The sequence below is a fragment of the Erwinia sp. 1181_3 genome, assembly GCF_052824965.1.
Map to the genome: position 1 here is coordinate 124474 of NZ_VTDE01000002.1, position 20604 is coordinate 145077.

Annotated in this window: 20 protein-coding genes; 15 read left to right on the forward strand and 5 right to left on the reverse strand. The window is 55.4% G+C overall.

Annotation, left to right across the window (positions count from 1 at the left end; all coding sequences use genetic code 11):
* The first annotated feature begins 4 nt into the window (after positions 1-4).
* The 7 genes from FY046_RS04945 to FY046_RS04975 all read left to right on the forward strand — a co-directional run bounded on the left by FY046_RS04945 (position 5) and on the right by FY046_RS04975 (position 6355).
* Positions 5-793, forward strand: a complete 789-nt coding sequence (locus tag FY046_RS04945) for an inositol monophosphatase family protein (protein ID WP_446185821.1) — start codon at positions 5-7, stop codon at positions 791-793.
* Between the two features lie 131 nt (positions 794-924).
* Positions 925-1248, forward strand: a complete 324-nt coding sequence (locus tag FY046_RS04950) for an antibiotic biosynthesis monooxygenase family protein (protein ID WP_167864461.1) — start codon at positions 925-927, stop codon at positions 1246-1248.
* Positions 1241-1633 (forward strand): amino acid-binding protein, encoded by a 393-nt coding sequence (locus FY046_RS04955; protein WP_446185822.1) that lies wholly within the window; start codon positions 1241-1243, stop codon positions 1631-1633. The genes FY046_RS04950 and FY046_RS04955 overlap by 8 nt, the downstream gene beginning before the upstream one ends.
* Positions 1634-1635: 2 nt before the next feature.
* The gene (locus FY046_RS04960; RefSeq protein WP_446185823.1) at positions 1636-2337 is read left to right on the forward strand and encodes an ArsR/SmtB family transcription factor; all 702 of its coding nucleotides are present in this window, start codon (positions 1636-1638) and stop codon (positions 2335-2337) included.
* Positions 2338-2452: 115 nt separating this feature from the next.
* A complete protein-coding gene (locus FY046_RS04965) occupies positions 2453-3604 on the forward strand; it encodes a glycerate kinase family protein (protein ID WP_202879938.1) in 1152 nt (383 codons plus the stop codon).
* A 64-nt stretch (positions 3605-3668) separates the two neighbouring features.
* Positions 3669-5111, forward strand: coding sequence for a pyruvate kinase (gene pyk / locus FY046_RS04970; protein ID WP_167864458.1), 1443 nt, complete (start codon positions 3669-3671; stop codon positions 5109-5111).
* Between the two features lie 89 nt (positions 5112-5200).
* Positions 5201-6355, forward strand: a complete 1155-nt coding sequence (locus FY046_RS04975) for a sugar diacid recognition domain-containing protein (protein ID WP_446185824.1) — start codon at positions 5201-5203, stop codon at positions 6353-6355.
* Between the two features lie 33 nt (positions 6356-6388).
* On the opposite strand, the gene FY046_RS04980 is transcribed toward FY046_RS04975, so the two are convergent.
* Positions 6389-8752: a membrane-bound PQQ-dependent dehydrogenase, glucose/quinate/shikimate family gene (locus FY046_RS04980; protein WP_446185825.1), complete on the reverse strand. Its 2364-nt coding sequence runs from the start codon at positions 8750-8752 to the stop codon at positions 6389-6391.
* 309 nt (positions 8753-9061) lie between these two features.
* On the opposite strand from FY046_RS04980, the gene FY046_RS04985 reads away from it, so the two are divergent.
* A complete protein-coding gene (locus FY046_RS04985) occupies positions 9062-9358 on the forward strand; it encodes a hypothetical protein (protein WP_133843129.1) in 297 nt (98 codons plus the stop codon).
* Between the two features lie 16 nt (positions 9359-9374).
* A complete protein-coding gene (locus FY046_RS04990; protein ID WP_159336998.1) occupies positions 9375-9974 on the forward strand; it encodes a hypothetical protein in 600 nt (199 codons plus the stop codon).
* A gap of 27 nt (positions 9975-10001) precedes the next feature.
* Here FY046_RS04990 and FY046_RS04995 read toward each other — a convergent pair whose 3' ends face one another.
* The 4 genes from FY046_RS04995 to FY046_RS05010 form a co-directional block, all read right to left on the reverse strand.
* On the reverse strand, positions 10002-11300 hold the full coding sequence (locus FY046_RS04995) for an NtaA/DmoA family FMN-dependent monooxygenase (protein WP_446185826.1): 1299 nt from the start codon (positions 11298-11300) through the stop codon (positions 10002-10004).
* A gap of 188 nt (positions 11301-11488) precedes the next feature.
* Positions 11489-12748: a PTS ascorbate transporter subunit IIC gene (locus FY046_RS05000; protein WP_133843122.1), complete on the reverse strand. Its 1260-nt coding sequence runs from the start codon at positions 12746-12748 to the stop codon at positions 11489-11491.
* An 11-nt stretch (positions 12749-12759) separates the two neighbouring features.
* A complete protein-coding gene (locus tag FY046_RS05005) occupies positions 12760-13047 on the reverse strand; it encodes a PTS sugar transporter subunit IIB (protein WP_133843120.1) in 288 nt (95 codons plus the stop codon).
* A gap of 19 nt (positions 13048-13066) precedes the next feature.
* Positions 13067-13510 carry a PTS sugar transporter subunit IIA gene (locus FY046_RS05010; protein ID WP_133843119.1) on the reverse strand — a complete coding sequence of 148 codons (444 nt, stop codon included), beginning with the start codon at positions 13508-13510 and terminating at the stop codon, positions 13067-13069.
* Between the two features lie 539 nt (positions 13511-14049).
* Between FY046_RS05010 and FY046_RS05015 the strand changes: the two genes are divergently transcribed.
* The 6 genes from FY046_RS05015 (at position 14050) to FY046_RS05040 (ending at position 20571) form a co-directional block, all read left to right on the forward strand.
* A complete protein-coding gene (locus tag FY046_RS05015; RefSeq protein ID WP_167864454.1) occupies positions 14050-15240 on the forward strand; it encodes a LacI family DNA-binding transcriptional regulator in 1191 nt (396 codons plus the stop codon).
* Positions 15241-15391: 151 nt separating this feature from the next.
* Positions 15392-16849, forward strand: coding sequence for an AMP nucleosidase (locus tag FY046_RS05020; RefSeq protein ID WP_133843115.1), 1458 nt, complete (start codon positions 15392-15394; stop codon positions 16847-16849).
* Positions 16850-17070: 221 nt separating this feature from the next.
* Positions 17071-17556, forward strand: a complete 486-nt coding sequence (locus FY046_RS05025) for a GNAT family N-acetyltransferase (RefSeq protein ID WP_159337001.1) — start codon at positions 17071-17073, stop codon at positions 17554-17556.
* A 169-nt stretch (positions 17557-17725) separates the two neighbouring features.
* Positions 17726-18190, forward strand: a complete 465-nt coding sequence (locus tag FY046_RS05030; RefSeq protein ID WP_159337002.1) for a hypothetical protein — start codon at positions 17726-17728, stop codon at positions 18188-18190.
* Between the two features lie 264 nt (positions 18191-18454).
* A complete protein-coding gene (locus FY046_RS05035; protein ID WP_167864453.1) occupies positions 18455-19210 on the forward strand; it encodes an alpha/beta fold hydrolase in 756 nt (251 codons plus the stop codon).
* A gap of 305 nt (positions 19211-19515) precedes the next feature.
* A complete protein-coding gene (locus FY046_RS05040; RefSeq protein ID WP_167864452.1) occupies positions 19516-20571 on the forward strand; it encodes a 2,3-butanediol dehydrogenase in 1056 nt (351 codons plus the stop codon).
* The last annotated feature ends 33 nt before the right edge of the window (positions 20572-20604 follow it).

Below are 20604 nucleotides of genomic sequence, written 5' to 3' on the forward strand. Positions count from 1 at the left end.
GAACATGAGTGAAGACATTTCCCGCCGGCTGAGACTGGCGGAACAGGTAGCACGAGAAGCCGGCGCCAAAGCGCTCGATTATTTTCATCGCCGTGAAACGCTGGTGATTGAAACCAAGCGAGATGCGCAGGACGTGGTCTCGATCGCCGACCGCGAAGTGGAAATGCTGATTAACGGGCAGATTGCTCAGACATTCCCGGATGACGGTTTTCTCGGTGAAGAGTTCGGCTTGCAGGCGGGCAGCTCAGGTTTCACCTGGGTGGTGGACCCGATTGATGGTACCAGCCCGTTTGTTAACGGTATGCCGAACTGGTGCGTATCGATTGCCGTGATCAACGAAGGGCAGCCGGTCATTGGCGTGATCATGGCACCGTGCCAGCAGGAGTGCTTTGTGTCTGCACGCGGCCAGGGCGCAACGCTGAATGGCAAACCGTTGCAGGTTGATCCGGCACGCACCATGCAGAACCACGTCACCGGCTTCGGTGCTAACAGCTATGTCACCCCGGAACGCGTGGGTGAGATTGCCGCCGGGATCACCGCCGCAGGCGGCAACTTCTTCCGCAACGGCTCGGGGGCCATGATGCTGGCATACGTTGCCGCCGGGCGTCTGGTGGGCTATTACGAACCCCATATGCACGCGTGGGATTGCCTGGCGGGTTACTGCCTGGTCAATGAGGCAGGCGGCTGGACCCACACGTTTAACACCGCCGGTGAGCACCTGCTGCGTGGTGCCCCGGTGCTGGCCGTAGCGCCAGGCGCTAAAGACGACTTGCTGCGTATTGCCCGACTCTAGTGCCTTCTGCGCAGCGCTCTCATAACACCGGATAGCGCTGCGCAAGTTCCCCCTCCATATTTCGTTCTCCAGCGAAGTGTTGTTTTTTTAGATCAGTAAAGTTGCCTCTCCCCCTGCAAGAGAGTGCACTGATGATCGCCGTTCTTTTTGAAGCCGAGATAAGCCCTGACGGGCAAACGCGTTACCTGCAACTTGCCGCTGAACTGAAACCTCTGCTGGCAGATATTGATGGTTTTATTGCCATTGAACGTTTTCGTAGCCTGGCCGACGACGGCAAGATCCTGTCGCTTTCATGGTGGCGCGACGAAGACGCCGTACTGGCCTGGAAACAGAATGCCCACCACCAGGCGGCCCAGGCTGAAGGACGCCGCCACCTTTTTTCCTTCTACCGCATCCGCATTGCCGGGGTACTGCGGGATTACTCATCAGAAAATAAAGGACAACACCATGTTTGATATCCATATCCTGTTACCCAATGTTCCCGGTGCGCTGGCCGCGCTGGCGAGCCTGTTAGGCCGTCAGGGTATCGGCCTGGAAGGCGGTGGTGTCTTTAGCGCAGGTGAACACAGTCATGCACACTTTCTGGTGGTCGAAGGCCAGCGGGCGCGGGCTGTGCTTGAGGCAGAAGGGTTTCAGGTTCAGAATGTCTGCCAGCCGCTGATCCGCAAGCTGAAGCAGACGCGCCCGGGTGAACTGGGCGAGATCGCAACCGCACTGGCAGACGCCGGGATTTCGATCCTGACGCAGTACAGCGATCATGCGAATCAGTTAATTCTGGTGACGGACAACCCCGCTGCTGCCGAACGCGCTACCAAACAATGGGCCTTAGTGCCTGAGTAACCATGCACAAACAGACGATAACGACCGACAATGAGGATGTGCTGGCGTTTTCCATGGTCGCCGTCGCGGCGGCCCTGGCGGATACCTCACGGGTTAAAATACTCTGCGCCTTAATGGACGGGCGCGCCTGGACGGCGACAGAGCTGAGTACCGTGGCGGGCGTTGCTTCTTCCACCGCCAGCGCGCATCTGGCACGTCTGGTGCAAAGCCGTCTGATTTCCTGCCTGTCCCAGGGGCGGCACCGTTATTACCGGCTGGCCGGTGGTGATATTGCGCAGTTGATCGAAACCATGATGGGAGTGTCATGGCGGCGTGTTGCGGCACCAGAACCCAGCACGCCCGCCGATATGCGTTATGCCCGCACCTGCTACGACCATCTGGCGGGGGAAGTTGCGGTACAGATCTATGACGCAATGCGCGATGCGCAGTGGATAACGACAGATGGCGCTGCGCTGACCGATACCGGCAGACGACACCTGACTGAACTGGGGATTGAACCCGATGCCGGTACCCGGAGAAAACACTGCTGCGCCTGCCTGGACTGGAGTGAGCGACGATTTCATCTTGGTGGCTATATCGGTGCCGCTTTTTTCCAGCACGGCGAAGCGCAGGGATGGTTTGTCCGTACGCCGGGTTACCGGATGGTCACGATCACCCCGAAAGGCAGGATGATGCTGAACAGACATTTCAAGCTGGCCCTGTAATTCCTCCACCCTGAACCTGTGAAAAACCTCTCTTGCTCCTATAGCTGAACCCTTTTGTCTATTATAAGAAATGCCCCCACCGGGATGATCCCACCATGACATAAGGCAACCCATTATGAACAAGACGTTTGTATTAGCACCCGACTCCTTCAAAGAGAGCATGACGGCGAAGCAGGTTTGCCTCGCGATGGAGGCCGGGCTGAAGCGCGTGTTTCCTGATGCCAACTATATTCACGTTCCGATGGCGGACGGCGGCGAAGGCACTACTCAGTCACTGATTGATGCCACGGGGGGTGAGATATTCACGCTAGAGGTGACCGGCCCGCTGGGTACCCCGGTGGAAGGCTGCTACGGCATTATGGGCGGTGGCGACATTGCGGTGATTGAGATGGCCTCGGCCAGCGGCATCCATTACGTTAACCAGCACACTAAAAATCCTTTGCTGACCACCACCTGGGGCACCGGGGAACTGATCCGCGCCTGCCTGGATAAAGGCATCAGGAAGATCATTCTGGGCATCGGCGGCAGTGCCACCAATGACGGCGGGGCCGGAATGGCAGAAGCGCTGGGCGTGCGTTTCTTTGATAAACAGGGTGAACGTTTAGCGCCCGGTGGCGGCGCACTGGGTGATTTACACCGCATTGATATTTCCGGGCTGGACAGCCGACTGGCAGAGGTAGATATTCAGGTGGCCTGTGATGTCACCAACCCGCTATGCGGTCCGCAGGGTGCATCGGCGGTGTTTGGTCCGCAAAAAGGGGCAACACCTGAGATGGTCGCCACCCTCGACCATCACCTCGCTCATTATGCTGACGTTATCTCGCAGCAACTCGGCTACGAAGTGGCAGCAACGCCAGGAGCCGGAGCCGCGGGAGGGCTGGGTGCCGGGCTGATGGCCTTCACCCACTGTACGCTGCGTAAAGGTATTGAAATCGTGGTTGAGTACAGTGGTCTGAGCGCGAAGTTGGCCGGGGCTGATTACTGCTTTACCGGGGAAGGCCGCATCGACTTCCAGACACGTTTTGGTAAAACGCCTTTCGGTGTAGCACAGACCGCCAGACAACATCAGGTTCCGGTCATTGCAGTTGCTGGCAGTATTGGCGATGATGTCGGCGCGCTGTATGACGCTGGCATTGATGCTATTTTTGGCATTATCCCGCACGCGGCGGCAATAGAATCGCTGTTGCAGGAAGGCACAACCAATATGGAACGCACCTGCGAAAATATTGGCCGACTGATAAAAAAAACAGCGGCAGGTTCTCATTAATACCCGATCACTGGCATCAACGCGCCAGGATAACGACGGGTGACATTTAACCAAGGACGTGATCATGTCTGAAGTATTGAGACGCACCAAGATTGTTGCCACGTTAGGCCCGGCGACAGACCGGGATAATAACCTCGAAAAAATTATCAAAGCGGGCGCTAACGTCGTCAGGTTGAACTTTTCTCATGGTACCGCCGAAGACCATATTGCCCGCGCCCAGCGCGTGCGTGATGTCGCCAGCCGCCTTGGTCGTCAGGTGGCGATTTTAGGCGATCTCCAGGGGCCGAAAATCCGTGTTTCGACCTTTAAAGAAGGTAAAGCCCTGCTGACGGTCGGCGATGAATTTATCCTCGATGCCCTGCTGGACAAAGGCCAGGGCGACAACCAGCGCGTGGGTATCGACTATAAATCCCTGCCCGATGATGTGGTGCCCGGCGATATTTTGCTGCTGGACGATGGCCGCATTCAACTGCGCGTACTGCGCGTGGCGGGCGCGACGATCTCTACCGTGATCACCGTGGGCGGCGTGCTGTCGAACAATAAAGGCGTGAATAAGCTGGGCGGTGGTCTCTCCGCCAATGCCCTGACCGAGAAAGACAAAGCCGATATTCTCACCGCCGCCAAAATGAACGTCGACTACCTTGCCGTCTCTTTCCCGCGCAGCGGTGAAGACCTGCGTTTCACCCGCCGTCTGGCGCGTGAAGCGGGCTGTAAGGCGCTGATTGTGGCAAAAGTAGAGCGTGCCGAAGTGGTGGCAACACAGGAAAGCATGGACGATATGATCCTCGCCTCCGATGTCATTATGGTGGCGCGTGGTGACCTCGGCGTCGAGATTGGTGATGCGGCGCTGGTCGGGGTGCAAAAACGCCTGATTGCGCGTTCACGCCAGCTTAACCGCGTGGTGATCACCGCCACCCAGATGATGGAATCGATGATCACCAACCCGATGCCAACCCGCGCAGAGGTGATGGACGTCGCCAACGCCGTGCTCGACGGCACCGATGCCGTCATGCTGTCGGCTGAAACCGCAGCGGGCAGCTTCCCGGTAGAAGCCATCACCTCCATGCATAATATCTGCCTGGGTGCGGAACGGGTGCCGGGAACGAACACCTCTAAACACCGCCTGGACGTTGAGTTCAGCAATATCGAAGAGATGACAGCGATGTCTGCCATGTACGCGGCAAACCATCTGACCGGGGTGAAAGCCGTCATTGCCATGACCGAATCCGGGCGCACGGCACGTATGATGTCGCGCATCACCTCGCGCCTGCCGATCTTCGCCCTCTCCCGCCATCAGTCCACGCTCAATCTGACCACGTTGTATCGTGGTGTCACGCCGGTGCTGTTTAACGGTCATGCCGAAGGCGTGCAGTCGGCGCAGGATGCTATCGCTATTCTGCGTGAAAAAGGTTACCTGGCCTCGGGCGATCTGGTGATCGTCACGCAGGGAGACAGCGTTGGCCAGATTGGCAGCGCCAACACCTGCCGTATTTCGATCGTCGACTAAGTCCACTTCTCTCTGCGGCCTCTGTGCCGCAGCGCCGCGCAGGACCCGACTGCGCGGCGTGCATTCGTCAGTTATTCCGGAGTCCGTCAATGAGTGAATCTCTGTTCGATGCCAGGCTTGCCTGTTCCATCGTCGACAGAACCATGCAGATCATCAACTGCAACGTCAACGTGATGGGAGCCAATGGACGCATTATTGGCAGCGGCGACCCGGCGCGGATCGGTGAAATGCATGAAGGCGCATTGTTAGCGTTAACCCAGCAGCGCGTCGTCACCATTGATGATGCATCGATGCACTCGCTCCACGGCGTGAAGCCCGGCATCAATCTGCCGCTCAAACTGAATAACCAGACCGTTGGCGTCATCGGACTGACCGGGGACCCTCAGGGGCTGATGCAGTTTGGTGAACTGGTGCGTATGACCGCCGAAATGATACTCGAGCAGGCGCGTCTGCTGCAACTGCTGGCCCATAACAGCCGCCTGCGTGAAGAGCTGGTGTTAAGCCTGATCCGCAACAGTGGGAACACCGCAACCGCCAGTGAATGGGCACAGCGCCTCAATGTGGATCTGCAACAGCCGCGCGTGGCCATGGTGGTGGAGCTGGAGAGCGGGCAGCTCGGCGTCACCAGTGCCATGAGTGAACTGCAACAACTCCAGTCTTTACTGCTGGAAAGCGGGCAGGATGATCTGATGGCTATCGTGTCACTGACGGAAATGGTGGTCCTTCGCCCCGCTCACCTGCATGCCGAACGCTGGGAGCCGAAAGAGCATAAACAGCGGATGGAGCGGCTTTATCAGCGCCTGCAACAGGGCAGCTCACTCAAAGTACGCCTGGCATTGGGGAACTTTTTCCCGGGAACGGGCGGCGTTGAGCGATCGTATCGCACGGCAAAAGCGGCCATGAAGGTGGGTAAGCAGCGTATGCCAGAGGTGCACTGTTATGATTATCAGGACAGTAAGCTGCCAGTGCTGCTGGACAGTTTAGCGGATGGCTGGCAGGCGGCTGAGCTGGTCAGCCCACTGAAACGGTTAAAAGCAATGGATGAAAATGGGGTTTATCGCAGAACGTTACGTGCCTGGTTTCGTCATGATCTGCATGCCAGCACCACGGCAAAAGCCCTCTATATTCACAAAAATACCCTGGACTATCGGCTGAAACGCATTGCCGACCTGACCGGGCTGAATCTGAGCAAACTGGACGACCGCTTCCTGCTGTATGTGGCCGACCAGCTTGATAATGACTGACGGGGAACGGCAGATACCGCTCCCCGGTTCAGATTACTTCAGGCGGTAAGCCACTACCGAGTCACCGGCTTTGGTGCCGAGCGAACCGTGACCACCGGCCGCAATCACCACATACTGCTGGTTATCGCTGCCCATATAGGTGGCAGGCGTGGCCTGGCCCCCGGCGGGCAGTTCGGTCTGCCACAGTAACTCACCCGTGTTGACATCGTAAGCACGGAAGAAGTTATCGGCCGTTGCACCGTGGAACACCACATCACCTGCGGTGGTTAACGGGCCACCGTGTGCCACCATCCCCATTGGGAAGCCAATCGGGAAGCGTCCCGGCAGGAAGCTGGTGTTCAGGTTCTTGGTGGTGCCCACGCGGCGCAGCCATTCGGTTTTCCCGGTTTTCAGGTCAACACCGACCATGCGGCCCCACGGCGGCGCGATGCACGGAATACCCAGGCTGGAAGAGAGCTGCTGAATATGAATGGCGTAATCACCTTCAAAGTTCTCATTCCAGTACGGCGTACCGTCTTTGGTGAACAGACGCTTGTCCGCCGTTGCCGCCGAACGTTTGATCAGGTTGTATTTGTAAGCCAGACGCACCGGTGAAGCGATCAGGATCTGACGCTCAGGATCGACCGCAACAGAACCCCAGTTAAACACCCCGATATTGCCCGGGAAGATAATCGAACCGGCTTCGGTCGCTGGCGTCCACGGATTGCCGTCATAACGCAGTGACTTGAAGTCAATACGGCAGGCCATCTGGTCAAACGGCGTCAGGCCCCACATCGCTTTTTCATTCAGCGGTGCCGGAATAAAGTTCAGCGCAGAGACGGGCTGCGTTGGGGAATATTTCTCGCCGCTGATGCCCTGCGTGGAAACATCAATCTGATTAATCGGGTACACCGATTGGCCCGTCAGGCGGTTAAGCACAAACAGGTTGCCGGTTTTGGTCGGCAGGATCACCACAGGCTGTTTCTGGCCCTGATAGTCGATATCCAGCAGCGAAGGCTGTGACGGATTATCGCGGTCCCACAGATCGTTTTTCGAGGACTGGAAGCGCCATTTGAAGCTACCGGTTTTCAGATCCAGCGCCACCAGGGTGTCGCGGAACTTCTCGGTGTTGCTGTTGGCATCACGCGCAATGCCCACTTCATCCGGCGAGGCATTACCAAACGGCACATACACCAGGCCATTTTTCAGGTCAGCACTCAGCGTACCCCACGCCACCGGCGTATCCTGCGGATAGCTTTGGTCGGCGGCAATCGGCTGGGTGTTTTCCGGGTTGGCCGGGTCGAAGTTCCACACCAGACGGCCAGACATCGCATCATAAGCACGGATCACCCCAGATGGATTTCCAGTATTGTAGCCGTTGTCCATGACGGAACCGCCAACAATAACCAGGTTACCCGCCACCAGCGGTGCTGCCGTTTGCATCAGAGCATGCGGGCGCACTGTGCCCATATTGGCATGCAGATCCACCACGCCGTTGTTACCGAAGTCAGCACACAGCTTGCCGGTATCCGCATCCAGCGCGATCAGTTTGGCATCGTTGCTGGCGTTATAGATACGCTTGCGGCAAAGGGCGGGCTGGGCGGGAGTACTCTCTGCCTGTACCGCGCTGCCGTCATAGTAGCTGACGCCACGGCAGGTCTGATGCTGTTGCAGATAAGAGGCATCTTTCGCTGGCTGATACTTCCACTTCAGCGCACCGGTTTCCGGGTTCAGCGCATGAACTTCATTGTGCGGCGTACAGAAATAGACGCTGTTGTTCACCTTCAGCGGCGTCGCTTCAAAGGTGTATTCCGTGGCATCTTTTTCCGCATCGCGCACATCGCCCGTATGGTAGGTCCAGGCCACATCCAGCTTGCTGACGTTATCGCGCGTGATCTGTTTCAGGCTGGAGAAACGCAGGCCGTTGGTGGTGCCACCGTAGGCCGTCCAGTCACTGCCCGCCACCTCGGTGTCGCCGCTCTGGCGCTGGTTGGTAATGTTGCCTGCCTGTGGCAATGGATCGTAAAACATCATCCCCACCACCAGCGCCACAATCAGAATGACCGTCGTGCCGAGGAAGGGATGAAAACGGCGCCCTTCTTTTTTGTACAGTGGGCGAACCACCCAGGGCAACGCCAGCCACAGGCCGATCAGGCCAATGATGTCTCCGCGCGGGATCCACTGCCATTTGTCAAAGCCGACTTCATAAATCATCCACGCCAGTACCATCCACATTAATAAAGCGTAGAGAGACAAAGCGATTTTTTTATTCATAAACAGCGTGATAGCCGTGACCAGCAGGCCGAGGCCCATCAGTGCATAGAACGGCGTACCGCCGATCAACAGCAGTTGTGTACCCATGTAGAGCATCGCGATCCCGACGATTGCGATGACAATACTGGTTATCTTGTTAAGCATTGGTATCCCTTAGTGTTAAAGTGCGCAATTATTATCTGACAAATAATTACAACGTACTTACACTAATTTAACTAAAAAAATCTGATATAAAAACAAAATTATTTTAATTGTTATCGGTAACTATTTCGGTCAGGGCAGAGTTTTGCCCAACGTCAGTTTTACGAGCCTGCTCTGAAAGTTGTCATTTTCTGCCACTTTAGCGCCCTGACTTCATCCTTTCTGTCGCACCTGCGTTTACAATCCAGGCAGATTTATTGTGTCTGGCACTTGAAAGTACGAAATGAAACGTACACAATACACGGAGGTAATATGACACTCACAGAGGTGAAGAAGCAGGCAATCAACTGCCTCAGGCAAGATGCTTATGACCATGAAGTCCGGCGGGATCTGGACGTAAAAAACCTGTTTGCGACGGGCGTGGTGGATAAGGTCTGGGTTGCTGAACTGATCAGGAAAACCAGCGGGTCGGGGTATCATTGCAGCCCTCATCATCGGGCCCCTGACGTGGATGTTCATATCTGTCGCAGCTGGAAATGCGGCGGCTGGTGGTACGTTAAATTTTATTTTATGGAACCTGATATGATTTTTATCAGCGTGCATCTGTAACAAGGAAGAGGTGACCATGAGAATTGTCAAAGAGGGCGAAACACGGACGCTGCTGTGCCATAACTGCGGTAAAACATCTGCCACCTACCGGGTACGTGATGTCGCATTCAGCGATAAGCGTGGCACGGTGAAAAATATTCTCGCCGCTGTCTGCGACCGCTGCGATGAGGTGGCCGCTATCCCCGCGCAGTCCACCGCGCGTATCAAAGAGGCCTTCGAACAGTCCAGTTCCCCGCTGGAAATCAGAGTGCCGGTACACTACCTGGATATTCTGTATGTTGCTACGCAGAAGATTGATACCACCCTCAGCGAAAACTTCAACAAGGCGTTGATCCTCTGGTATCTGCATGCGCTGACCAGCGGCCGTTATCCGCAGCAGGAACTGAAAACATTGCTGAGCAGCGACATGGCGGATGCGAAAGCGTCAAGACGCCTCTCGATGAAAATCACGCAAAAGCAGCAGGCGGAACTCAACCAGCTGATGCAGCAGCAGGGGATGAAAAAAACCTCTGATGTGGTGAAAGCGGTGATCCTGAAAATTCATCAGGACCTGGTGCTGGAGCAGGATCTCAGCGGCCTGCCAGAGTTACGCAATATGGCTGCCGCAATCGCCTGATCAATCGCGGCCTCTGTGACACCTGTATCACCTGCCCGGCAGTCGTGCGGGCAGTTCAAGGCTGGTGCGGAAATCTTCGCCGCGGTAATCCTCATCCAGCAGATGACGTTTGCGCAGCTCCGGCAGCAGGCCATTAATCAGCAGATCTTCCTGGTCTGGCTGCCCCAGCCCGTGCAGCGAAATCACATCCAGCACACCTGCGTGATAGCGCTGCTCAATGGCATCGGCCAGCGATTCCGGGGTTCCGGCGACAAACCAGTGTCCGGTCTCTTCGGCTTCAATAATCAGCTGACGCAGCGTCAGCCCCTGGCGGGCATAGCGGGTAAAAATTTCTGCACGTCCACGACGTCGGTTCACCTGACGCGTATCCGGCAACAGGGATTCCGGGATCGTCCGGTCGAGATCCAGATCCTGCAAGTCAACCTCCCCGCCGAGCATATCCGCCACCTTCAGTCGTCCACGCTGATAGTCAATGCGTTGGTGCTTCTCTTCCAGCCGTCGTGCCACATCGGCCGGATTTTCACCCATAACTGAATGGAAAGAGTTCATGATCAGCGGGGGCTGTTCGCGGCCTGCCAGCAGCGCACGCCGCCGAACTTCGGCCACAAACGTACTGGCATCATCCAGCGTGGGCTGCGAGGTGTAAATCACTTCGGCATAGCGGGCGCCGAGGCTGATCCCCTCCTCCGACTGCCCGGCCTGGAACTGTACCGGACGATGTTGCGGTGGCGGGGGCACATTCAGCGGCCCCGCCACGCGGAAGAAATCACCGTGATAGTTAACCGGGTGCAGCTTACGCGGATCAAGGCTGACGCCACCTCCGTTTCTGCGCTGCACCGCGTCCCGGTCGTTGGCGTCGAACAAGGCATTAATCACTTCAATAAATTCGGTGGCGCGGGCATAACGCGCGGCCGGAGAAGGCAGCTCGCCCCCGCCAAAATTCTCCTCACCGACCGAGGAGGTCACCGCATTCCAGCCCGCACGCCCGGCGCTGATATGGTCGAGCGTACCGATCAGGCGCGCCAGATTATACGGGTGCTGGAAGGTGGTGGTGACGGTGGCTATCAAGCCTATCTGGCGGGTCACCTGACTTAACGCCGCCAGCGTGACAATCGGGTCCTGGCTGCCGGTGATCCCGGCCAGCCCGGCGGGATCGCTCTGGAGCAGATCGGCGGTAAACAGCCCGGTGATTTTTTCGCGTTCAGCGGTTTGCGCCAGTGACACGGCGCGCTGAATGCCAAAAGTGCGGTCGGTGTCGTTGGCGGCGTAAATCACGCTGCCCGCGCCCACTAGTGTTTTCAGTCGTCTGCGGTGTTGAGTCGTCACGTTAAGTCCCTTATTTCAGCCAGGTCAGAGGCTTAAAAAATAAAGGGCTGAGGTTTTTACGCCACTAAGAAAAACGAATGTGGTTGGGTGAAATTCAGCTAAGACGCTTTAAGGTGGGTTCAGGCACCGCTAAAAACAAACAGGGGCTGACGAGAATCTCGCCAGCCCCTGCTTTCAGGCAAAGAACCTTAACGCACAATCAGGCCTAACAGGATGCCGACGGCACCGAAGTCAGAGTCACTGAAGGTGGTGTTCGCCAGACCGATGCTGCCCAGTACCGGCAGCAGGAACACCGGAATAAAGGTAATCAGCAGGCCGTTGGTGAAGGCCCCTAGGATGGCACCACGGCGCCCACCGGTGGCATTACCGAACACCCCGGCAGCAGCACCGACGAAGAAGTGCGGCACCACGCCCGGAATAATCACCGTCATATTCAGCGCGTACAGCAGGAACATGCCCAGTACCCCGGCAACAAAGCTGCTGAGGAAGCCCACCAGCACCGCATTAGGGGCATACGGGAACACCACCGGGCAGTCGAGGGCCGGTTTCGCGTTCGGCACCAGCTTGTCAGAAATCCCTTTAAACGCCGGAACGATTTCCGCAATCACCATACGCACACCCTGCAGCACGATGTAAACCCCGGCGGCAAAAGTGATGGACTGCATCAGTGAGAACATAAACCAGTTTTTGCCACCCGCGTTCATCTCTTTCACCGTTGACGGGCCCGCCACCAGACAGGTGAAGATAAAGATGAAGAACATGGTAAAGGCAATCGCCACTGGCGTATCACGCAGGAACAGCAGGCTTTTCGGTACTTCCATATCTTCGGTGGATTTCTCTTTGTTACCGAATTTGCTGCCGATCCAGGCAGACAGTAACTGAGAAATCGCCGAGAAGTGACCAAATGCCACATCGTCTGAACCCGTCACCTTCTTCATATACGGGTGGACAATCGCCGGGAAGAACACCATCGACACGCCAACCACCAGCGAACCGACCGCAATCAGGCTGGCGCCTTTCATGCCGGCAGTCGCGAGGATCACCGCCACCATCATCGACATAAACAGCGTGTGGTGACCGGTCAGGAAGATGTATTTCCACGGCGTGAAGCGGGCAATCGCAATGTTGATGACCATCGCGAAGAACATAATCATCGCCATTTCAGTGCCGAAGCTCTTCTGCGCCACAGCAACGATCGCTTCGTTGTTCGGCACCACACCCGGAATACCGAAGGCATGGTGGAAGATCGCGGCGAAATCGCCCAGTGAAGAGACAATCAGCCCGGCACCGGCCCCGAGGATCAGGAAGCCCATCACGGTTTTCACTGTTCCTTTGATCACTTCCGTGGCCGGTTTTTTCTGTGCCACCAGACCGATCAGCGCAATCAGCCCCACCAGAATGGACGGCTCAGACAACACATCACTCATTAAAAAACGGAAAAATTCCATTTTTGGCTCCCTTATAACGCGCCGAGTTCGGTCAGAGCTTCAGAGATACGCTCTTTCATCGCCACTTTGTCTACCATGTTTTTCAGGGAGACAATTTTACCGCCTACCTGCTGAGCCACGAGCTGCTCGGCAATATCAGAGGTGCCCACGAAGATATCGCTGGCGGTGCCTTTGGCTGAACCGAGGTCGACATGGTCGACTTCTGCATTCACGCCCAGATCTTTAACGATTGATTTAATGCTCATTTCCATCATCAGGCTGGTACCAAGACCGTTGCCACATACCACGGTGATTTTCATTTTTTTTCCTCTGGGAGAATTAATAGCGTGAAATAATGGATAAAATTTGTTCGACCTCTGTCGCTGCGATCAGCGATGCCGTATCTTCAGGGGTATCAAACAGATGGGCGAGCGCGGTAATAATGCCGATATGGCTGTTACTGTCCGTTGCGGCCAGCACAATCAGCAGATGCACCGGGTCATTCCCTTCTGAATCGAAGTTTACACCCTCGCGGACCACCGTCAGGCTGACGCCCATTTTGTTTGCGCCGTCTTCAGGACGTGCATGAGGCATAGCGATACCGGGGCCAACCACGTAATATGGACCAATCGCCTCGTGTGAGCGGTAGATAGCCTCGACATAACGGGCTTCAATGGTGCCATTATCGCGCAGCGGCTGGCAGGAAAGTGAGACAGCCTCACGCCAGTCAGTGCAGGCAGGGATAATCTGAACAACGTCGGCTGTCAGTAATTCTTTAAGCATGTGTGTCACCTCTCTCTTAATCGCCCGAGCAGAGTAGTGTGAGACTCATCTGATTAATGTGACGAACATCTAAAAAGATAACGCTAACTGTTATAACTATCATTAATTGTGATCGGCTTATCATCAGCCGGAGAATAATTTGTTGCCAGACGTCGGCAACGGCACACTGACGGTGAGAATGGGTCAGGCATGCCTGACCCCTGGGTTAATTTCGTGGGGGCGAGGTACACCTCACCATCACATGCGCGTTGATAATGGGTCAGGCATGCCTGACCCCTGGGTTAATTTCGTGGGGGCGAGGTACGCCTCACCATCACATGCGCGTTGATAATGGGTCAGGCATGCCTGACCCCTGGGTTAATTTCGTGGGGGCGAGGTACGCCTCACCATCACATGCGCGTTGATAATGGGTCAGGCATGCCTGACCCCTACGCTAATTTCGTGGGGGCGAGGCACGCCTCACCATTACATATACTTTTGTAGGGGCGAGGCACGCCTCGCCCGGCCCTGCCGGAACCAGCAAAGAAGGAGAAACCAGGATGCGCAAGCGTCGCAGTAGCGGTCGGGTGACGCTGCAGGATGTCGCCGATTATGTCGGCGTCGGGGCCATGACCGTGTCGCGCGTGATGCGCACACCGGAGCTGGTGTCAGACAGTGTTCGTAACAAAGTAGAACAGGCCGCCCGCGCACTGGGCTATCAGGCCAATCCGGAAGCCAGCGAACTGGCAGCCGGGCGCAGCGACCGCGTCACCTTGCAGGATGTCGCCCGCCATGCCGGTATCGGCCCGATGACGGTATCGCGCGCGCTGCGCGATCCGAGCCAGGTCTCTGAAGCCTCGCTCATCAAAATCCAACAGGCGGTCGCGACCCTCGGCTACGTGCCCAATCAGGCCGCCAGCACGCTCGCCTCGTCCCAGCTGCATACCGTGGCCGTGCTCTACCCCTTTCAGCACGATCGTGCCAGCACCCGCTTTGTTCAGGCACTGCAACAAACCCTGAGTAAACAGCCTTTCCAGCTGATTATGGCCTGCCATGAATATCATCAGTACGGTGAAACGCCGCTGGTGGAAAAACTGCTGCAAAACCGCCCTTCTGCCCTGGTACTGTTCGGGGCGCAGCTCTCCAAAAAGACCTGCGACCTGATTGAATCCGCTGAACTGGTGACGGTTAACGTCTGCGGCGCGGAGCGTTTTTCTGCCGATATCACCCTCGATATCGCCATCAATGATGCGGCCGAACGCCTGACGGCGCATCTGCTGGATAAAGGCTATCGCCGCATCGGCTTTATTGGCGCGCACACGGATAACCGCCTGCACAAACAGCAGCTGAACGGCTGGCATAAAGCGATGCTGATGCACTATCAGAATGCGGACCTGATGATCACCGTGCCGGATGCGCCAAGCCTGGAGTTTGGCCGCTATGCGCTGGGGCAGCTACTGCAAAATCAGCCGGATCTGGATGCGATTATCTGTAGCCATGAAGAGATTGCTTTTGGTGTACTGTCTGAGTGTCAGCGGCGACTGTTGAAGGTACCCTATGATATGGCGGTGGCCTGCCTTGATGGCTCGGCTAACTGCGATCACACCTTTCCGGCGCTGACCTCAATGCGACTGAATTACGAAAAGCTGGGCCAGCAGGTGGGCCAGCAGCTGATGGCGATGCTGGACAATGCCCCGCAGCCGCAGGAAGAACAGGTGAGATTCAGCCTGGAACCCGGTGCCAGCAGCTAACATACCCTGAATAATTCGAGGTGCGTTGAGGCGGCAAGAGAGCGAATCCCGATGAGCTTACTCAGGTAAGTGATTCGGGTGAGTGAACGTCGCCAACAAAGAGGCAGCTTGAAGTATGACGGGTATAAATTAAACGATGCAAGGAGAGACCATGACTTATCCCGTAGCGCGATCCCTGACCGTCACCGAAGCGCTCGACAGCCTCGAAAACCATTACAACGCGGCAGTTGATGCCCTGCGCGACGCCATCACGGCGTTTATCGCTGACGGCAGCCTGCCTGATGCCACGCAGCGCGCAGCTGGCCTGTTTGTTTATCCGCAGCTGCGCGTCACCTGGGACGGCGTGGCCCCCTCCCAGCGCCTGACCCGTGCCTTTGGTCGCTTTACCCGCGCAGGCAGCTACAGCACCACCATTACCCGCCCGGCCCTGCTGCGCCACTACCTCAGCGATCAGCTCACGCTGCTGACCCAGGAGTATCAGGTGCAGATTGACGTGCTGCCATCGCAGCAGGAGATCCCCTTCCCGTATGTGATTGACGGTTCCGGCCTGGCGCTGGATCGCAGCATGAGCGCCGGGATCGCCCAGCATTTCCCGACCACCGAGCTGTCGCAGATTGGCGATGAGAATGCCGACGGACTGCTACCGCCGGGTGAAACTTTCCCGCTGTCGCACTTCGATGCCCTGCGCACCGACTTCTCGCTGGCACGCCTGCGCCACTACACCGGCACGCCGGTGGAAGATTTCCAGCCCTACGTGCTGTTCACCAACTACACGCGTTATGTCGATGAGTTTGTGCTGTGGGCCTGCGAGCAGATTGCCGACCCGACGTCACCGTATCTGGCGCTCTCCTGCGCGGGCGGCACCACCATCACGCATGATACGCCGCACCCGGAACAGACAGTGTCTGACCTCGCCTGGAAAAAACACCAGATGCCCGCCTGGCACCTGATTGGCAAAGACGGCCAGGGCATCACGCTGGTGAACATTGGTGTGGGCCCGTCGAATGCCAAAACCATCTGTGACCATCTCGCCGTGCTGCGCCCTCATGCCTGGCTGATGATCGGCCACTGCGGCGGACTGCGCGAGAGCCAGACCATTGGTGACTACGTGCTGGCGCACGCCTATCTGCGTGACGACCATGTGCTGGATGCCGTGCTGCCGCCGGATATCCCCATCCCGAGCATTGCCGAAGTGCAGCGCGCGCTGTATGACGCCACCAAGCTGGTGAGCGGGATGCCGGGTGAAGCGGTGAAAGAACGCCTGCGTACCGGCACCGTAGTGACCACCGACGACCGCAACTGGGAGCTGCGTTATTCGGCTTCCGCGCTGCGTTTCAACCTCAGCCGCGCCGTTGCCGTCGATATGGAAAGCGCCACCATCGCCGCCCAGGGTTACCGCTTCCGCGTGCCTTACGGCACCCTGCTGTGCGTTTCCGATAAGCCGCTGCACGGCGAAATTAAGCTGCCGGGCCAGGCAAACCGCTTCTATGAAGGCGCCATTTCCGAGCATTTGCAAATTGGCATTCGCGCCATCGACCTGCTGCGCGCCGAGGGCGACCGCCTGCACTCGCGTAAGCTGCGCACGTTTAATGAGCCGCCGTTCAGGTGATGACCGATATATAGGGTAAAACCGCTTATGTCTTTGAGGTCGGAGCGGTATGGATGATTTTGGAATGCTGTCCCGTGGGGGATGGCATTTTTTTTGATGTGGGAGTTAGTGGACTGATGGCGGCTTAGAATGAGGAGCGGGCATGATACCCTCGGGATAGTTTGGAAACAGTGTTGTCCCATCCCCCGTATTGGCTGATGCTTTCCTTAACAGGATGCTTTATGTTGGTCACACTCATCCTGCAGGGTATAACCATGATAACAGTAGAGAAATCAGATCCATTTTCTTCAGAATCCCATCGATTAATCGAAATGCTGTCAGTAGAACTTGCCGCTATTACTGGTGATAATGGCAAAAGCAATTTCACCGTTGAAGCAATGAGTGATGACAAAGCTTTATGGGCATTAGCAAAGAATTCTCATGGCAAAGCTATAGGATGCGGTGCTATACGGCCATTAACGCAAAATATCGCCGAGCTTAAAAGAATGTTTTCAGACCGAAGTGTGTCAGGGATTGGCGGTGCCTTACTCACTTTTCTTGAAAAATCGGCAAAAGAGATGGGATATACAGAACTTAGGCTGGAAACCCGACACATGAACTATCGGGCTGTAAATTTCTACGAGAAAAATGGTTATATCCGTATTGAGAATTATGGCCCATACATAGGCAGGACAGAAGCTGTCTGTTTCTCAAAGCCATTGCGCTGATTGTATTTAGCGGATCTGACGTCAGCTTTTGGCAAAAAACCGTCAGTCAAAAGAACCCGAGTATTCGTGAAATATTGTCAGTTACGATTTAGCAGCAAAAATCATCCTGGCGCTCTTACCGTCATTCGGCAAAAATATGCCACTGAGTAATTTACTGAGCAGGCCTGGAATGATTCTAAACTCAATGATGTGGCTGGCATCAACACTGCTGTTTTTCGCCTGGATCTTTGGTATCACACTGAAGAATCCTTTCCGCACCAATGCGAAGCATTTTGTCATCCTGCTGGTCGTGCACCTTACGCTTAGCTTTGCTGCGATTGCGCTTAAAAAACATGGTGTCGTCGTTTTGCACAAGGGTGACAGTTCATGGCTGCGCCTGAGCCTGGGGCTTCTGGTGAAAAGCTATATGGTATTAGTGATGATCATGATGACCAGTTTTATGATTGCACTAGCCAGCAGAGGCGCGCAACAGATGACGCATTTTCATAAAACTCACAATGCGGCCAACCTGCACCGTAACCCGCTGAAATTTTACCTGCGGCAGGAAAACGCCATTGTCTGGGTCTATCGCCTGTTATTTCTCGCGGGTGGCGTTTATATCCTGTGGGCCATATGGTTTCGGTTGCCGTTTTAGGGGATGGATGAATACGATAGACCCAAGCCAAAACTCTGTGTTTACCTGCTTCACTGATAGCCCCCAGCGGTATGGAAGGGGTCAGTTTGGATATCGAAAATTATTGTACGTTAAGGTGATTTTTTGTACCTCTGAGCTGTTGTAGAGCTTAACCACTTTGACAGGCAGTTTTGAGCGAGGAGCTGACGTTATGCGATTAGTCGTTGAGCTGCTTGTCTAAAGACGTGTATGCTTTCTGTCCACTCTAAATTTAAAGGGACACATATGCCATCTACATCAGGCTCACCTCAGTTGTCATATATTGCAGAAGGAAAAGGCCCACTGGTTATAATGCTTCATGGTCTTCTAATGGACGGAAAATCTTGGCGAAATAATGGATTATTCTCCTTATTTAGTCCATTTTTTCACGTTGTTTGTCCGGACCTTTTAGGCCACGGCGAAAGCGTAAAACCGTCAGTGCCAGAATTATATACACAACAAAATCAGGCTTTATCCATTGTGAAAATTATGGATGAGCTGGGCTATGAGAAAGCGCATGTTATTGGGTATTCCTCTGGCGCATGGGCAGCATTAGGGCTGCTAAACCACCATCCGGAACGGCTGCATTCTGTCGTTTTAGGCGGATGGGATTTAAAGAATGGCCTTCCGGAAACGCCTGAAGGCAAACTTAGTTTTGATATGTTTATGTCTTATGCAAGAAGCACAGCACCAGAACTTGTCTCTGGGCTTTCGCTGGATGATCAAGAAAGTGTCAGATGCTTTTTCAATGAATTAAGAAAGTATTCTGAAAAAAAAGAAGCTTTATTTCCTTATAAGACACCAATTTTACTTTGGGCCGGAGCCAACGACCCTTATAACTCTCCTATGGCTGAGATAGCGCAACAATATGGTTTATTGATGACCCTTGGGAAAGGAGATCATTTGAGTGAATTTAACAAGCCTGACAAAGCATCAATAAATGAAATTTTCAAATTTATTGAAACGCAAAAGGGTTCAATGTCATCTGCCACTTGTTCATAAAATAATAAATTACGGTAGTTGGGATGATGTCCGCTCCTGGCACACAGCAGACACTCAACAACGCACCAAAATCTGACTATTACCACCGGCCCACCCTGTTACACCCGCACCCCGTTACACCTGTCACACTCCCCCGCCTTGTCCCCTCCCCTCCCAGCGCCCTCCTCACTCTACCATCTAAAAATCAACAACTTACCCACCACCCAATTCCTGGCACGCTTTTCGCACTATGCAGCCCTGAGTTCCTGATCCGGCCGCATTAGTGGCAATGGACAGGATGTTGACCAATCTCAAGGGAAAAGAAGATGAAAGCAGCACGTTGGTATAAAGCGCATGACATCCGTATTGACGATATTGAAGAACCCCAGGTTTCTGCAGGCAAGGTAAAAATCAAAGTGGCATGGACCGGGATCTGCGGCAGCGATTTGCACGAATACCTCGCCGGGCCGATCTTTGTTCCGGTCGATAAACCGCATAAAATCAGCCACGATATTGCCCCTATCGTTATGGGCCACGAGTTCTCTGGCGAAGTGGTCGAAGTCGGTACCGGTGTCAGCAAATTCAAAGCCGGTGACCGTGTGGTCGTCGAGCCGATCCTTGCGTGTCGTGAATGCGAAGCCTGCCGCGAAGGCAAATACAACCTGTGTGGTGACCTGGGCTTCCACGGTCTGTCCGGCGGCGGTGGCGGTTTCTCCTCCTTCACTACCGTGGATGAGCACATGGTGCACCGTATGCCAGACGGTCTCTCTTACGAGCAGGGTGCGCTGGTCGAGCCTGCCGCCGTGGCGCTGCATGCGGTGCGTATGAGCAAGCTGAAAGCCGGTGACAAAGCGGCGGTATTTGGTGCCGGCCCTATCGGTCTGCTGGTGATTGAAGCCCTGCGTGCTGCGGGTGCCTCTGAGATTTATGTGGTGGAACTGTCACCGCAGCGTGGCGAGAAAGCGCGGGAGCTGGGTGCCAACGTGGTGATTGATCCGAGCAAACAGGATGCGGTTGCCACCATTCGTGAACTGAGCAAAGGCGGCGTGGATGTCGCATTCGAAGTGACCGGCGTGCCGGTGGTGCTGAAGCAGTGCATCGACAGCACCCGTTACGAAGGCGAAACCATCATTGTGTCTATCTGGGAAGGCGAAGCCTCATTCCACCCGAACAAAGTGGTGCTGGCCGAGCGTAACGTCAAAGGCATCATCGCTTACCGTCATATCTTCCCGGCGGTAATGGAGCTGATGACCCAGGGCTACTTCCAGGCTGAGAAGCTGGTGACCAAGCGCATTGAGCTGAAAGATCTGGTAACAGAAGGGTTTGAAGCGCTGGTGAAAGAGAAAAATCAGGTGAAAATCCTGGTTCGTCCACCGCAGTAATCCTCAGGCTGTGCTGGCCGACCAAATGAAAAG